The sequence below is a fragment of the Listeria cossartiae subsp. cayugensis genome (assembly GCF_014229095.1).
Classification (GTDB): Bacteria; Bacillota; Bacilli; order Lactobacillales; family Listeriaceae; genus Listeria; species Listeria cayugensis.
In genome coordinates this window covers 333329-349676 of the sequence record NZ_JAARZC010000001.1, presented here as the reverse complement: position 1 = coordinate 349676, position 16348 = coordinate 333329, and the positions used below count along the sequence as shown (strand labels likewise).

Here is a 16348-nt window from a genome sequence, read left to right as displayed (position 1 = left end):
TATTAATCTTTATAAATTGATTTTGTTCGGTTAAGCCAAGCATAGCCGAGTCCGATAACAAGGCCTCCCCCTACAAAATTCCCTAGTAAAGCAAGTACTAAATTGACGGTCACATTGCCCGCTGTCATTGCAGCAAGTGTTCCACCAGAAGCGAAAAATGCTAATGAGAATGATGAGAAGTTGGCGATAACGTGCTCGAACCCTAAGAATGCGAAGATGAAAATAATGAAAACCATCGCAATGACTTTCCCAGCATCATCTTTCATTCGAAGCGTACAAAGCACGGCGGTATTTACAACAATATTAGCGAAAATACCTTCCACAAAAATTTCTAGTGGCGCTTTTTCAAGTTTACCGCTAACGGCAGTAAATAAGAAATGGTCTGCAGGTAAATTATGGAAAACAGATGTCAAGGAAACTAAGTACCCTGCAAGAATTCCACCAAATAAATTACAAACAATACATAAAAGCAAAATTTGTAAAGCTTTTCCTGGTTTAACAATTTTTTGATAAACACCAGTTGTCATATACATCATGTTAGAAGTACCAAGCTCAGCATTCATATAAATAATCATAACAAGCGACCAACTAAACATAAACGCATACGTGATTTTACCAAGTCCTGGCGCAAAATGATCGACTTTATCACCAATCATCACAGCAACCGCAGTCCCTAGTGTTAAGAATAAACATGCTAACATCGCGCGCACAATATAACGAAGAATACTATTATTTACTAAATCAATTTTTTTGCGCGTACTATAATCAATTTTCTGCATTAATGGACTATTTTCCACATCCAAATTATTTCATCTCCAAACAAAAAAATTTTCTTGTGAAATTCACAACTTGTTTATTGTAGCATGTTTTTAATTTGATGCAAATAGTTTTCAGAAAATAAAAATCAGTTAAGCGTTACCATCTTGAAAAATTTCTCATTTGTTGTTTTATGGTGTTAGTTTCCCCGTTTTTATAAACTTAAAACAAAAAAAACGAGAACAGATTTCTCTGTCCTCGTTTTAACTTTTTTTATTTACCAAACCAATGTTTTTTCGCGGAATCTTTTGCTTTTCCTTCTGTTTCTTGTGCGCTTTTGATTTCTTGGGCTACGATTGCTTCATCCATACGTTGCACTCGACCATGCAACTCATCCATTGCTACGTCATTTACATTTGCTAATTCTTGTTCTGTTGCAATAAGGATAACGCCTGTAGAACCTTCTGGAATCGTTTTTAACGTTCTTTCAAATACGCTTAAAGCATTTTTCACTTCGCCAGCGTCTTGCATAGAACCAACGATTGCTCCAACCATCCAACCGATTAAAATTCCGAATGGTCCACCTAAAATACCAATTAACATCCCAATAAGGCTATCTTTCATATTTTTGTCGGCACCAGTAAAATCAAGAAAATCTTGTGCAACAAGTTTATTTCCTGGCTCATGTTTTACAACCGCCATTTGATAACCAATGATTTTGCGTTCTTGGTGCAATCTTTTCATTTCTGAGAAAGCTTGGTAAGAAATACTTTCTTCATCGAAATTCATAATTAACACTGTTTTTTCTTTTTTCATCTGTTGTACCCCTCTCGCCTCATAAGTATTGTATTTAGGTACGTTTTATCATACCCATCTCTTATTCTACTCGCTCTAACCTGCAAATAGCAATTAATAGCATTATTAAGACAGAATCACTACTTTTACAGACCTTTTTTACCAATAAAAGGGAAAAATTTGGACGTTTTATTCGCGTAAGCTTCGAAATCTTTTCGACCTTGATATTTTTTCTCTAGCAACGGAACCCCGGAAACAAATAATAACAATAGCGTGATAACGATTGGGCTAGTGATCAGCCAAAAATCAGTCATTTGCGTTAATGCGACTAAAAATACACCCCACCAGCTAAGTGCTTCCCCGAAATAATTCGGATGCCGCGTAACAGACCAAAAACCGGTTGTTAGTAATTTTCCTTTGTTAGCTGGATCCTTTTTAAAGTTTTCTAGTTGCAAATCACCGCCAACTTCAAAAATGAAGCCAATAATCCAGATAACGATACCGAGAATTTGCCACCAAGCGAATGCCGCAGACTCATTAGCAAAACTATGCGTAATCGGCAAAGCGATAATAAATAAGAGCACTCCTTGCAATACAAACACATTTAAAAAAGCTTTCAAATTTACTAGCGTCGTTCCCCAGCGTTTGCGCATATTGACGTAGCGGTAATCTTCTGGCTTATTCCAGTTACGACGAGCTAAATGCCAAAATAAACGCACTCCCCAAATCGTAACTAAAATAAGGATAGTAATACTTTGAGTAGTTACGCTAAAAGTAGTTAAAAATCCAGTCCAAGCTACAACTACAAAGCCTCCACCCCAAGCAATATCAACGAGCGAATATTTCCCTTTTATTTTCGAAATAATAAACCAAAGTACAAAATAAACAAGTAAAGCGATTGCTACTATCCCATACATCATCTTGTTTCCTCCTTTTTAATCCCGGCGACCGCGACACTTCCAAGCCCTGCGCTAATGGCAATTGCTGCCGAACTATCCACGAGATATCCAGCTTCTCCTGTTTCCTTTTCAAATTGCTTCTGCCAAATTTCCGCATCACGTTCTGAAGAAACATGCGTAATCGCTAGCTCTTTCAGTTGTAATTTGGTGACTTTTTTTATGATTTTTTTCATACTTTGCGTTTGGCTAAACGATATACCAATCAATTTTCCGTCCCCGGACTCATCCAAGCTCACAATCGGATACAGCGATAATTTCTGCGCAAGTTTGCCTAAAACCCGTGGAATTCTCCCAGATTGCACCATTGGCGACAAATCAGCAACTGCGACATAGATGAAAGTCCGCTCAATCAATTGTTCGATTTTCTGGCAAACGTCTTCCCAAGTTTCGCCTGCCTCGACTAACGCTACCGCTTGCTTCACTAAAAGACCTTGCGCGACTGAGTTCAGCTTCGAATCAATCACACGAATCCAGTCCGAAGACAAATTGCGCGCTTTGATTCGCTGCTTAATCAATTGATACGTTCCACTTAATTTAGCCGAAACCGTGATAACAAGCACATGTTCATATTTATTTTCTAAAAATGACAGCAAGGCATCCACGGTTCGTATCGTTGGCTGCGCTGTACTCATATCACAATGTTGCGCAAGTTTTCTTTGTATCAGCGCCGGTCCAATCGTCAATTTATCAAGAAAATTTTCCTCTCCCGCTAAAATATTCATTGGCAACACATGCACTTGATGTTCCAGTAAAAATGCTTCTGGCAAATCAGCAATCGAATCTGTCACTATCGCAATTTTCGCGCGCGGCTTTTTCGTTACTTCATATTGAAGCCGCATATCATCGACTTTTTGATACGTCATCACGCCATATTCCGAGAGACTATGCAAAACTTCCTGAGGCTCATTTGTATGGATGTGGATTTTGATTTGTTTTTCATTGCCGGCAATTACGAGCGAATCCCCTTGAAACGCCAAAATCTCGCGCAACGTTTGATGAGAGACAGTCGCTTGCTTGATAATAAATTCCGAACAATAGCGATAAACTGGCTCACTCGTCTCAAAATGGACATGTTCTTCCAATTGTTCTTTTACTGCCACACTGACTGGCGCAGAAACCGCTCCGCCGCAATAAGCATTCGTTAATCCCGCGATAAAATAATAAAAACCTTTCGCCCCCGAGTCCACTAAACGATTTTTCCGTAAAATCGGCATTTGAAATTCCGTGTTAATTAACGCTTGCTCCGCGACGATTTGCGCATTTAATAACGATTTCGGAAAAGATCTATCCACTTCATACGACCCAGCAAGTGCCTCCGACCACGCCTTCATCACTGATAAAATCGTCCCTTCTTTCGGATCAAGCAAAGCATCATAGGCTTTATGAACAGCTTTTTGAAACGCTTGAACTAACCCGTCAAAAGTAGACTCCAAATGATGATAACTTTCCGCAACAGCATTTAAATATTGTGCAAAAATCATCCCCGAATTGCCTCGCGCCCCGATTAAAGCCGCACTAGCCACTTCTTCCAGTAACTCCTTTGTTGAGTAGTCTTTCAGGGAAACATGATCAATAATCGCTTGCATTAACGAAGCTAAATTACTGCCCGTATCCCCGTCTGCTACAGGGAATACGTTAATTCGATTCAGCTCATCTTTTTTACTAATTACCTCTGCTGCCCCGTTTAGCATACTTTGTAATAGACGTTTGCTCTCAGACTCCACCATCACGAACCTGCCCCCGAGAAGAAATGTAGATTAATAAAATAGACAATTACCGAAGTCACGGTCGTTACAAATGTCCCCCAAACAAGATCAATAATCGTCATCGTAATTGGCCAATCTTTCAATGTCGCTAAGTTCGTCAAATCATAAGTTGCGTAACAAACCAAGCCAAAAAGCGCCCCTGCCAAAATCGTATAACCTAGACTTCCTTTCTCTGTCCCCGGTAATAATACAAAAAAAGTAACGCCCACAACATAAATAAAGTAAAAAATAACCGCCGGCGCTAACCGGACATCCCCCATTAAGCCCCCAATAAATTGTTGATACATTTTCTTAGAAGCTACGAGTAACCAAAAAAGATCAAAAATCAAAAACACTACTGCACTCGTTAAAAATAGCTTTAAAAATTGCGTCATTGTGATTCCCCCTTATCACTTGATAAGTGAATTTTAACATACCTCTATCCCTACTCCTAGAAGGTTGCTCAAGACTCACCATTTGTGAATACTGCCACAAAAAAGTCAACCATTTAATTAAATGATTGACTCATTATCTATATATTTCCCCTGTAATGCTCCTTGCTAAACTCATAGCGTGCAATGGCTAATTTCCGCCGTTCTTTATGGTCAACAATTGGAAGCGGATAGTCTTTTCCAATAATTATGCCATGCTCCTTTTGCTCTGTTTCCGACATTTTCTCTGGTTGATGGATAAATTTATCCGGTATATTCGCCAATTCTTTTACATACATTCGAATAAATTTGCCAGTCGGATCAAATTTTTCTGATTGCGTTGTTGGATTAAAAATCCTAAAGTACGGCACCGCATCCGTTCCAGTCGAAGCCGCCCACTGCCAACCACCGATATTACTCGCCGAGTCATAATCAATCAACATTTGTTGAAAATATTTTTCGCCAAAACGCCAATCAATCAGTAAATCTTTTGTTAAAAAAGAAGCTGTAATCATTCGCAATCGGTTGTGCATCCAGCCAGTCTCTTTTAATTGGCGCATCGCTGCATCAACGAGCGGAAATCCCGTTTGCCCTTCTTGCCAACGCTTGAAAAACACACGGTTATTTTCCCATTCAATATAACGATAATTTTCTTGGATTGGCTCATTTTTTTGTTCAGGAAAAGAAACATAAATCATATTATAAAAGTCGCGCCAACACAGCTCTTTTTCGAAAGTCGCTCGGCCTTCTGTGGTTTCCGTTTGTTGAAGCGCCTGCCAAATCGTCCGAATCGAAATTTCACCTGTACGTAAATAGCGTGATAAATGGCTTGTTTTATCCAATTCCGGAAAATCCCTCGCTTTATCGTAATCGGTTAAATCTTCTTTAATAAAGCTCGCTAACCGAGCGTTTGCAGCTTGTTCGCCGTTATCAAGACTAGGTACATCGCGAACCAGTTCCGCAAACTGTTCTTCATATTTTGGAAATATGCTTTCTTTCCTGATATTTTCCGGCTTTAATGTGACTTTTAATGGCATTTCCTTGATTTCTTCGCGCCATTTTTTATAATACGGGGTGAAAATTTTGTAGTATTCGGTGGGGGATTTCTTTACTTCTTCGGCTGAATGAAGGTAGCTGTCGTGAAAGGCGTGGACCTCGATTTGTTGCTCATCAAAGAACTGTTGCGCCGCCGCGTCCCGACTTGCCCCGTAGCCAGTTTCATCGCGATTGAAAAATACTTTATCCCATGTGGGTACTGCTTCTTTCAGTTGTTGCAAACATTCCATCGGGTCGCCAAACATGATTTGCAAACGGGCAGTTTTAGCGAGTTCTTGCTGAAAATGAGCCACACTTGCAAAAAAAGCTTGGTGACTAGGACTTCCTGTGATGAACTGGGCTGGATTTACTTGGAATAACAAAATCAAATCGTCCTCTTTACTAGCATGATAGAGAGCTTTATTATCACTTACTCGAAGATCTCTTCGAAACCACATTACGGAAGTCATGCTTTCCCACCTTTCGCAAATTACTTACCGCTATTATACGAAAATCTATCGCATTTAGAAAAACAAAGGGCTTATAACACTAAAAAACCTGTTAACTTTTGCTAACAGGTTTTCTAAGGAGCATCCGTCAAAGTCCACTCAATCGTTGTTTCATAATTTTCATCTACATATGCTTCCGCCGCATCCACTTCCACAAGAATTCCGCGGTCATCTGCCCATTCAATCGGAACAATCATTTCACTAGCCGACTGCGACTGAAAAATGGTAATTGGTTCATCGGAAAGCTGTTTTTTCTCCCCAGTGTGATCAATGAAAATCAGCCCATTTGGCAAAATATGTGCTGGATTAGTCGTAGAAGTAAGTGGTGATTTCACTGTCGCTGTCACGCTAAACTGGCTATCCGCTCCTCTTGAATCAAGCACGGATAAATCAAAGTCCGCGTTTCGTTTCGCAATACTTTTTTGCTCATTAAGCTTGATAGATTCGAAAGAAATCGTTTCTGGTACATGGTTGAATTTCAACTCACCAGTAACTTGAATCGCAATTTCTTTCGTTAAATTTCCAATTTGAATTGTCGCTGTATAGGAACCAGTTTCTTTTTCCAAATTGGTACTAGTTACTTTCACTTGCGCCGTTAAGTCCTCGCCCGTTTCGATATTAAACGCTTTTGCAGCTGATTTCGTTAAAATTAATTGCTGCATTTCTGCGTCGTTCAGCTCAATGATTTCTTTTAAATTCACGGAAAAGTCAGCCGCTCGTAAAGCTTTATCGTCTTGTATTTCAGTCATATCATCTTTAATAAAAACAGGTACTCGGATGTCGACATAATTGTGTGCCTTATCTTCTAAGCGAACAATTGCTTCTGCCGGTCCAAATACATTAGTGTCTGGTGCGCTTCGTAATGTTGTTGTGACACCTGCACCAACTGTGTTATCCGAGTGATCAGTAATATTGGATACTAGTTTAGATACATCTGGAAGTGGCTCCCCGAGGTTTAAAACTTGCGTAACGGCTTCCCCACTAGGCGGTGATACGTCTTCTACAGTCACATTATCTAACGTAATCCGTTTTTGATCCTGCGTAATTGTAGTAGTTAAATCAATGTAGGGCTTTATAAAACCACTGGGGATAGCTATTCGATAATCCCCCGCGCTATCTGCTTGCCCTTTTAAAAGTTTATTCTCACCATTTTCGGTATATGCAATACTAACAAACGCATTCGGGGTTGCGGTTCCAGTGACTTCATTGTCTGCATCGTCGACTGGATTTATCGTTCCTTCAAGGCGACCCATCGCAATCATCCGAGCCGTATTTTGATTAAAATTTGTCGCTGTCATTCCTGCATTACTAGCAAGGATTTTCGTCGTTGTCCCTGTATAAGTCAAGCTCCCCGTCACATTTTCGCCACTCGGTAAATTAAACATTTGCGATGGTGCATCAGTTCGGTCAATTGCTCCCGCCGTATCCCAGTAATTCACCATTTGCGCATCTAAATTAAATGCATTTCCAGACGGCCAGTAAAACATCGGCGCATTCGAATTTGTCGCAATCAAAAAGCTCCGCGGATTTTGAATATCTAACTTCGCTGTCGCATTGTAAAACTGAATTATGTAACCAGTCCCGCCTGTTTTATTCAAAATTAAGCGTGCATCAGGACTTACAGTGATATCACCTGCGGACCAAAGTAGTGGATTCGCGCCAGCTGTTTTCGTCATCGTCACATCCGCACCTTCAGCGATTTTAACCGCCCCGCCCGGTGTATCTCGAAAAATATTATTGTTAGAAGTAATATCCAACTTCGCATTCTTTTTCACATCAATATCGATTGGCTTCGTTCCCGAACGATAAAACATTCCCGTTCCATTAGAAAGTACCGTCACATCTGCATTTTCTTCCACCGTAAAAGTATTCACTTCTGCAGTCCCACCGCCAAACCAAAAAACGCTATTCGCATTGGAGCTCGCATGATTAATGTTTAGCTTCCCGGATACACTCACACCTTTAATTTCAGCCACTTCATTTGGTGTCGCGGAACCACTGACAACTGATGCTATCGTTACATCATTCGTTCCTCGAAAATTCGCTGTACCATTCAGATTGTATATCATTTGCGGTCCTTGATAACGGATATTTTCATAGTTTTGCACGACATTTTTCGCCGCCCCATAAACCGAAATCGTACCATAGTAATTTTTCCCAATAATATTAATATCTTTTAATGTCGTTTCTTTCGTTCCCGCGTTTGTATTAACGGTAATGACACTGCTCTGGGCACCTGATGATGCCATCGTTTCTGTTAATGTATGAATTTCGCCCGTTGCTGGATTTTTCCCTGATAAAGTGAAGCTGCTTTTCGACGCTGGGATAATAATACCACCTGATAGCTCAACATCTGCACCTAAATAAACCGTATCAATCCCATTATCTTCTGAAATTGCTTTTTTCAATTCTGCAAAATTGGTAACTATCGCCTCATTTGCTGCTAAATCAGTACTCCCATTTTCCGCCGCTATAACTACTTTAAAACCAAGAAAAAGAGCCGCCGTGGTCAATACAATGATTATTTTTTTGAAAGCCATTTCGCCAGCCCCTTTCTTTAGTGTTCTTTTCTTCGTTTTCTAATTAGGAAAATAATAAGCAGTATCACAAGTAACGCACCCGCTGCAATTGCAACATAGATCCATTCGTTCGTTTGTTTTAAATCAACGGCTTTATTATTTAAAGCTTGTCCTTCTTTACCAATGGTGAAAGTTTCATCCCACTTCCATGTTTCTACGCCATCTGTGGCCGTCATTTTCAGTCGGTATTTACCTTCTTTTAGCGGCTTGTTTCCCCAGTCAATTCCAAAATCAAAATTGGAATTTGGCGCCATTGTCATATCTGCTTTTTTCATTTGATAGAGCATTTTGTCTGAGTTATGCTGGTAGACTTTCGCATCAATACTTAAATTTTTGATAATGACAGGTTGGTCGTTTTGTAATTTGGCAGCGACTGCTGTGTGATAGTTGATTAGAGTTGGCTTGATGCTTAGTAAATTCATATGTGGTTTGACTAGTTTGTCGGTTTCAGATAACTGCATGCCAACAATATAGGAATATTCATTTTTCAGTGAGACACCTTTTGTTTGTTTCGTCTCAGTTGTGTTTTTCTTTTTAAATTGCACTGCGCCCAAAACAACGCCATCTATGGATTCATCTGGCATTTCAATCGTGACTTGGACGGTCTTTTTGCCATTTACTGGAATAGTTAGGAGTTGTTGGTCGTCTGGAATTTTAGCTAGTTCTGGAAGTGGATATTTTAAACTTTTATCTTTTTTAGTTAGGTCGTTTTTCGTGTAATCTATCAGACCAGTTCGGTTGGTGGACGCGTAATTGACAGCTGCTTCCACTTGAATTTCTTCATTCGAGCTATTCATTACTTCGATTTCTACGGTTTGTTTTTGTTTAGGTTTCATTTCCAAATCGAAGTAAGTTTGCTTTTTGTCTATTTGATTGGCAGGGATTTTAGCCTGCACAGAGTAGCCAACATCACCCTCTGCCGCTTTTGCTTCTGTAAAATTGCTGAATGTCACTAGTAATGGAACAATGAACAATAAACTAAGAAAACTTTTTTTCAATTAAACCTTCCTTCCATCGTCTTTAATAAAAATTTTGCGTCTAGAAATGAAATTCTAAACGCAAAATTTTTAAACTCCTGGCGCGTCAGATAATGTCCATGTAATCGTTGCTTCATGGTCTCCAATTGTTGCGCTCCCCGCTGGTATCGTTAGTTGTACATTGTCATTTAAGCTAGCTGTGTCGTTCGGTGTTGCGCCAAACCAACGATTAATCCATGTCCCCATACCTTCAGATGCTTTCGCGGAAACAACATTAACGATAGAAGTTCCATCTGTTGGTAGTTCTACAGTTTGAGCCGCAGTCGGTGTTGTCGCGGTTGTACTTGCAGAAGCAGTTTCTCCGTTTTTAAAGGATAGTTTTGCGCCCGATAGAGAAGCTGCGCCATTTTCATCTTGGAATGCTGTCGCTGTGGCAGTAACTTTCCAACCAGCTCCTGTTCCACGACGGTCAGATACTTGAATAAATGGCTTTCTGGAAGTCGATGAATAGCTTTGTTCTGTCGTCGATACTTCTTGTTGTCCGAAATTAACCGAAGAAACATAATCCATTGTCAGTGAACCAGTATTTCCAGTTCCCGGGTCAGTTGGATTACTCGGATCTAACGGGTCAATCGGTTTCGTTGGATTTTCCGGATCAACCGGATTGACAACCCCAGTCCCCGCTTCAAATGTAATGGAAGCCTTTGATTCTCCCTCAGAAGTTACTGCAAAAGCTGATGGTGCAAAAAGTGTGACTGAACTTATGCCAATTAATCCTACAATTAATGTTTTTTTGATAATCATTTTTTATTTCCCCTTTCGTCATGCGTTGGCTTCATATTATGATGAAAAAAGAGTCAATTCAATGTACAATTTATTACAAAAAGAGAAAAACATCATATCCCTTTCTCGTTTTTGTAATAAATATTACACACAATTGGCATTATTGCTGAGATTAGCTTGTAAAGAAGAAAATTATGTCTTTTTTGTGAACGTTGTCATTCCAACACAAAGAAACACTACCAGATAGAAAAAATCGCCTTTTCTACTGATAGTGCTTTTCACTTATTATTCTTTTTCTTCTGCGGGTGGTGCCACATATTCACTTTCAGGTTGTTCACCGTAAAGTCCGGAAACTCGTTTGAACCAGATGAATACATGCGTTACGATTACTTTTAGCACCGCGTAACCTGGTACTGCGAAGATAACACCTAGGATACCGAAAAGATTTCCGGCTACTAAAATAACGAATAGAATCGTAATTGGGTGTACTTTTAATGTTTTACCCATTACTTGTGGTGAAATAAATTTACCTTCAAGTAATTGAACAACACACCATACGATGATTAGTTTAATTAATAACCAAGGAGATGTCACAATCGCGATAATAATGGCTGGTGTAATCGCAATTGCTGGCCCTAAGTAAGGAACTATACTAGTACATGCGGCAATAATAGCAAGCGTTAATGCATATGGTAAACCGATAATTAAATAACCGATAAATAGTAAAATACCAATACATAAGCTGACGATAATTTGTCCACGGATGTAAGAACTGATTTGGTGGTTTGCTTCACCAAGAACTTGACGAGTATGCGCACGACCATTTACTGGAAGCATTTTAAGTAGAAAGTCTGGCAATTTTTTCCCGTCTTTTAGTAAGTAGAATAAAACAAGCGGCGTCGTTACGATTGCTAAGACAACCTCTGTTACAGTCCCGACGATACTGCCAATACTTGAGATAGCACTGTTAATTACGGACGTTCCTTTTGTAGAAACAGTCTTCATTATATCGCTCATATTCGTGTTTAATTTATCTTTTATTTGATCAAACAAACTCGAGCGACTGAACTCGTCAAATTTCTGTGTAATTTGATCCCAGTATCCCGGGAATGATTTGAACAAGCTAACAATCTGATCTTTGACAGCCGGAATAACAAAGCTAAATAGCAGAATGATTAAACCAATAATCACTAAGTATAACAAGGCAATTGCCCAGCCACGCTTCCACTTATGTTTCTCCAACCAATCAATAATTGGATTAAATAAATAGTAAGAAATCCCCGCTAAAATGATTGGTGCTGCAACGGTTTTAAGAATAACCATTAGTGGGTCGAAAATAAAGGAAATCTTCGTTAGCACATAAATATCAAGCGCTACTAGTAAAAAAATCAGCAACCCCAGCACAAACTTATTCTCAATAAAAAATTGTTTAAACTTTGTGAGTGAACCCTTCACTTTTCCACCTTCTTTTGTCTAAATTTATTTTCATTTGGTACTATTATATAGATTAATACCCTCGTTCACACTAAATTACCCATAAATTTGAAAAAAATCAGGCGTGAGTTGTATTTTTAACCTTGAATTAGACCATCTGGATCAAGTTCAAGCAACGCATGTGCAAAATAGAAATGGTAATCTGCTTGGAATTTCTCGAATAATTGCGCACCCTCTTTTTGGTACATAACAAGTGGATCTTGTTGTCCGTATGCTCGCAAGTGGATGCCTTCGCGCAGTTGCACCATTGCGTCCAGATGCATAACCCACATTTGGTCCATTAAATTCAAATATACTTCTCGTTCTATCGCTACAATCGTTTCAACTGGGAATTTGTTGCGTTCTTTTTTATGCCAAGAAACAATTTCTTCAACAACTTCTGCTGGTTCCATTAAGGTTACTTCGTCAAAAGAAATCGGGAATTTAGTCCCGCCAAGTAATTCTTTTTGACGTGAATAATATTTCTCCAACTCTTCTTCTGGCACATCACTCGGGTGAATAAACGAATATTCGGCAACCTCACGTAGAATTTTTTCGGAAGATACGCCAAGTTTATTTCTTTCCAGTAATAAGTCACGTTCTTTATATACCATTTTGCGCTGTAAATCAATGACCTCATCGTAAGAAAGTAAATCTTTACGAATATCGTAGTTGGCTCCTTCTAAACGTTTTTGCGCATTGACCACGACAGCATGAATTTTTCGTGAGTTAACTGGTTTTCCATCGCGTGGTGCTTTTCGTTTTAATTTCGTGGAAAGTTTCTCCCAACTTTTACTTTCAAATTGTTCTAGTAAATCATCCTCTAAAGAAATCATAAACTTACTAAAACCGGGGTCTCCGCGTCGACCAGAACGTCCCATAAGTTGTAAATCGATGCGGCGACTTTCATGGCGTTCTGTCCCGATGACAGCAAGTCCACCGAGCTTATGCACATCTGGGTCAAGCTTGATATCTGTTCCCCGGCCAGCCATGTTTGTCGCTAGTGTTACCATGCCGCGTTTACCGGCTTTCGCAATAATTTCCGCTTCTTGCGCATGGTTTTTCGCATTTAAAACTTGGTGTGGAATTCCGGCAGCATCGAGCAAGCCACTAATCCATTCGTTACTTTTAATAGAAGAAGTCCCGATTAAAGTTGGCTGCCCTTTTTCATAGCGCCACGATACTTCATAAACAATCGCGCGTCCTTTTTCCTTTTTCGTATAGAAAATATCATCCGGCATATCTTCCCGGTTTACGCGTAAATTGGTCGGAATAACTACGACGTCCATATTGTAAATTTGACGGAATTCTTCTTCTTCGGTTTTAGCAGTCCCCGTCATACCAGACAGTTTTTTATACATGCGGAAGTAATTTTGAATCGTGATGGTCGCTAGTGTACGCGATTCTTCTTTTACTTCAACGCCTTCTTTCGCCTCAATTGCCTGATGCAGCCCGTCATTAAAGCGACGCCCCGGAAGTGCACGTCCAGTATGTGGATCGATAATTAGTACCTCATCATCCAGCACTACATAATCCTTATCTTTATGCATTAGGAAATGAGCCCGCATTAACAGCATCGTAATCCGTAACTCTGACTGCGCCTCTGCAGAATAAAGTGATTCCACGCGCCAAAACTTCTGCGCTTTCTCAATTCCCGCATCATTTAACCAAACAAAGCGTTTATGTTCTTCTATTTCATAATCGTCTTTCATCATCTTTTTCACGAGTTCATTAGCTGTATGATAAAGCGACAAATCTTCCTCTTTACGGTCAGAAATAAGCAAAGGAGTTCTTGCTTCATCAATTAAAATAGAATCAGCTTCATCAATTAAAACAAAATCAAGTCCACTTTGAACTTTATCTTCTTTTTGGCGAACCATGTTGTCACGTAAGTAGTCAAAGCCAAACTCAGAAGCCGTGCCGTAAATAACATCTGCTGTATAAATCGCCTTTTTTTGGTCTTTATCTAAACCAGATTCATTTAGAGCAACCGAAACGCCTAAATATTCAAGCACTTGACCAATTTCTTCCCGGTCACGTCTCGCTAAATATTCGTTGGCAGTAACAAGATGCACACGATTACCGCGCATTACTTCTATAAACATCACAAATAACGACATCAATGTTTTACCTTCACCGGTTTTCATTTCTGCCACTTTGCCATCACCAAGAACAAGCGCACCGATTAATTGCACCACAACCGCGTCCAATCCGATAATCCGACTCGCCGCTTCTCTTGCTAATGCGAAAATATTAATTTTATCCCGATCAGTCATTGGTTTCGTTTTGAACTTTTCACGCCAAAAATTGGTTTGTTCACAAAGCTCAGACTGATCCATATTTCTATATAAGCCCTCTTTTTTTACAATTTGGCGGGCTATTTCTCGGTACTGTTTTACTATTTTGCGATCATCATAATTCTGTCTCATTATATAATATCCTCCATACCTTCTATTATAGAATACCATAAAGTCATCTGGCAATTCATTTCGAGTCAGGAAAACTAGTAAAACTACTGATTTTAATATTACAAATGTATTAAATATTTCTGTTGTTAAAAATCAATAGGTTTCCCGAAGCGAAAGTTGTTGCTTAATGTTCACATCCCACTTACACCATAAAGGTCCCCCTAGCAGTACATCCCAAGCCCTAAGAATACACGTTCGCTTTTTGTTTGTTACAGAATTATTACAAATAGTTGGTATAGTCCGTTTTCCCCTTTCTTAGCGTTATCTTGGTATTTGTTTTTTAGGTAAAAACTGGGTAAACTTAGTATTAATCACTAATAAAATTAATTCTCAAATACAAATTACGTACTGGGATTTTCTGAAAAAAGAGAGGAGTTTTATGAACATGAAAAAAGCAACTATCGCGGCTACAGCTGGGATTGCGGTAACAGCATTCGCTGCTCCAACAATCGCATCCGCAAGCACTGTAGTAGTTGAAGCTGGAGATACTCTTTGGGGTATCGCTCAAAGTAAAGGGACAACTGTTGACGCAATTAAAAAAGCAAACAATTTAACAACTGATAAAATCGTACCAGGTCAAAAATTACAAGTAAATGAAGTTGAGGTTGCTGATGCAAAAACAGAGAAATCTGTTAGCGCAACTTGGCTTAACGTCCGTACTGGCGCTGGTGTTGACAACAGCATTATCACGTCAATCAAAGGCGGAACAAAAGTAACTGTTGAAACAACTGAATCTAACGGTTGGCATAAAATTACTTACAATGATGGAAAAACCGGTTTCGTTAACGGTAAATACTTAACTGACAAAGTAGCAAGCACTCCTGTAACAACTACTCAAGAAGTGAAAAAAGAAGCTACTACTCAACAAGCAGCACCTGCTACAGAAACAAAAACAGAAGTAAAACAAACTACTCAAGCAACTACACCTGCTCCAAAAGCAGCAGAAACTAAAGAAACTCCTGTAGTAGACCAAAACGCTACTACATACACTGTTAAAAGTGGTGACACAATTTGGGCTTTATCCGTAAAATACGGTGTTTCCGTTCAAGACATTATGTCATGGAATAATTTATCTTCTTCTTCTATTTATGTAGGTCAAAAACTTGCTGTTAAACAAACTGCTAACACAGCTACTCCAAAAGCCGAAGTGAAAACAGAAGCTCCAGCAGCTGAAAAACAAGCAGCACCTGCAGTAAAAGAAAACACAAACAAAACTACTGCAACTACTGAGAAAAAAGAAGTAACAACTGAAAAACAAACACAAGCAAAAGCTCCAGCAGAAGCTGCAAAACCAGCACCTGCTCCAGCTCCAGCACCATCTAAAAACACAAACACTAACACGAATACAAGTACACCATCTAAAAACACAAATACAAACACGAATGCTAATACTAGCCAAGGTTCTACAAATAATGCGAGCGCAAGTGCTATTATCTTAGCCGAAGCTCAAAAACACCTTGGAAAAGCTTATTCATGGGGTGGTAACGGACCAACTACATTTGATTGCTCTGGTTACACTAAATATGTATTTGCTAAAGCTGGTATCTCGCTTCCACGTACTTCTGGCGCGCAATACGCTAGTACTACAAGAATCTCTGAATCCCAAGCAAAACCTGGTGATTTAGTATTCTTTGACTATGGTAGCGGAATTTCTCACGTTGGTATCTACGTTGGTAATGGTCAAATGATTAACGCGCAAGACAATGGCGTTAAATACGATAACATCCACGGCTCTGGCTGGGGTAAATATCTAGTTGGCTTCGGTCGCGTATAATTAATAACTTAAAGTAACCTGTGGAGCAAGCAGTTCGCTTCACAGGTTTTTTGTTGGAAATTTT

Annotated in this window: 12 protein-coding genes; 1 reads left to right on the top strand and 11 read right to left on the bottom strand. The window is 39.4% G+C overall.

Annotated features, from left to right (window positions below; translation table 11 throughout):
- Positions 1 to 2: 2 nt before the first annotated feature.
- The 11 genes from HCB49_RS01685 to secA2 form a co-directional block, all read right to left on the bottom strand.
- The gene (locus HCB49_RS01685; protein WP_185390733.1) at positions 3 to 803 is read right to left on the bottom strand and encodes a formate/nitrite transporter family protein; all 801 of its coding nucleotides are present in this window, start codon (positions 801 to 803) and stop codon (positions 3 to 5) included.
- Positions 804 to 1029: 226 nt separating this feature from the next.
- Positions 1030 to 1572, bottom strand: a complete 543-nt coding sequence (locus HCB49_RS01680) for a DUF1269 domain-containing protein (RefSeq protein WP_008947020.1) — start codon at positions 1570 to 1572, stop codon at positions 1030 to 1032.
- 125 nt (positions 1573 to 1697) lie between these two features.
- Positions 1698 to 2468 carry a DUF1295 domain-containing protein gene (locus HCB49_RS01675; RefSeq protein ID WP_185604493.1) on the bottom strand — a complete coding sequence of 257 codons (771 nt, stop codon included), beginning with the start codon at positions 2466 to 2468 and terminating at the stop codon, positions 1698 to 1700.
- Positions 2468 to 4234 carry a DAK2 domain-containing protein gene (locus HCB49_RS01670; RefSeq protein WP_185604492.1) on the bottom strand — a complete coding sequence of 589 codons (1767 nt, stop codon included), beginning with the start codon at positions 4232 to 4234 and terminating at the stop codon, positions 2468 to 2470. Before HCB49_RS01670 ends, HCB49_RS01675 begins: the two co-directional genes overlap by 1 nt.
- A gap of 2 nt (positions 4235 to 4236) precedes the next feature.
- Positions 4237 to 4650, bottom strand: coding sequence for a DUF2177 family protein (locus HCB49_RS01665; RefSeq protein WP_185603917.1), 414 nt, complete (start codon positions 4648 to 4650; stop codon positions 4237 to 4239).
- A 137-nt stretch (positions 4651 to 4787) separates the two neighbouring features.
- Positions 4788 to 6191: a cryptochrome/photolyase family protein gene (locus tag HCB49_RS01660; RefSeq protein ID WP_185603916.1), complete on the bottom strand. Its 1404-nt coding sequence runs from the start codon at positions 6189 to 6191 to the stop codon at positions 4788 to 4790.
- 113 nt (positions 6192 to 6304) lie between these two features.
- Positions 6305 to 8770: a hypothetical protein gene (locus HCB49_RS01655; protein WP_185603915.1), complete on the bottom strand. Its 2466-nt coding sequence runs from the start codon at positions 8768 to 8770 to the stop codon at positions 6305 to 6307.
- Positions 8771 to 8787: 17 nt separating this feature from the next.
- The gene (locus HCB49_RS01650; RefSeq protein ID WP_185603914.1) at positions 8788 to 9807 is read right to left on the bottom strand and encodes a WxLIP family cell surface protein; all 1020 of its coding nucleotides are present in this window, start codon (positions 9805 to 9807) and stop codon (positions 8788 to 8790) included.
- Between the two features lie 69 nt (positions 9808 to 9876).
- Positions 9877 to 10590, bottom strand: a complete 714-nt coding sequence (locus tag HCB49_RS01645; protein WP_185480633.1) for a WxL domain-containing protein — start codon at positions 10588 to 10590, stop codon at positions 9877 to 9879.
- Between the two features lie 264 nt (positions 10591 to 10854).
- On the bottom strand, positions 10855 to 12024 hold the full coding sequence (locus HCB49_RS01640; protein WP_185396787.1) for an AI-2E family transporter: 1170 nt from the start codon (positions 12022 to 12024) through the stop codon (positions 10855 to 10857).
- Positions 12025 to 12140: 116 nt separating this feature from the next.
- Complete coding sequence (secA2, locus tag HCB49_RS01635) at positions 12141 to 14471, bottom strand: accessory Sec system translocase SecA2 (protein WP_185396786.1); 2331 nt, start codon at positions 14469 to 14471, stop codon at positions 12141 to 12143.
- 424 nt (positions 14472 to 14895) lie between these two features.
- Here secA2 and HCB49_RS01630 point away from each other — a divergent pair, with 424 nt between their 5' ends.
- Positions 14896 to 16284 carry an invasion associated endopeptidase gene (locus HCB49_RS01630; RefSeq protein ID WP_185603913.1) on the top strand — a complete coding sequence of 463 codons (1389 nt, stop codon included), beginning with the start codon at positions 14896 to 14898 and terminating at the stop codon, positions 16282 to 16284.
- Positions 16285 to 16348: the final 64 nt, after the last annotated feature.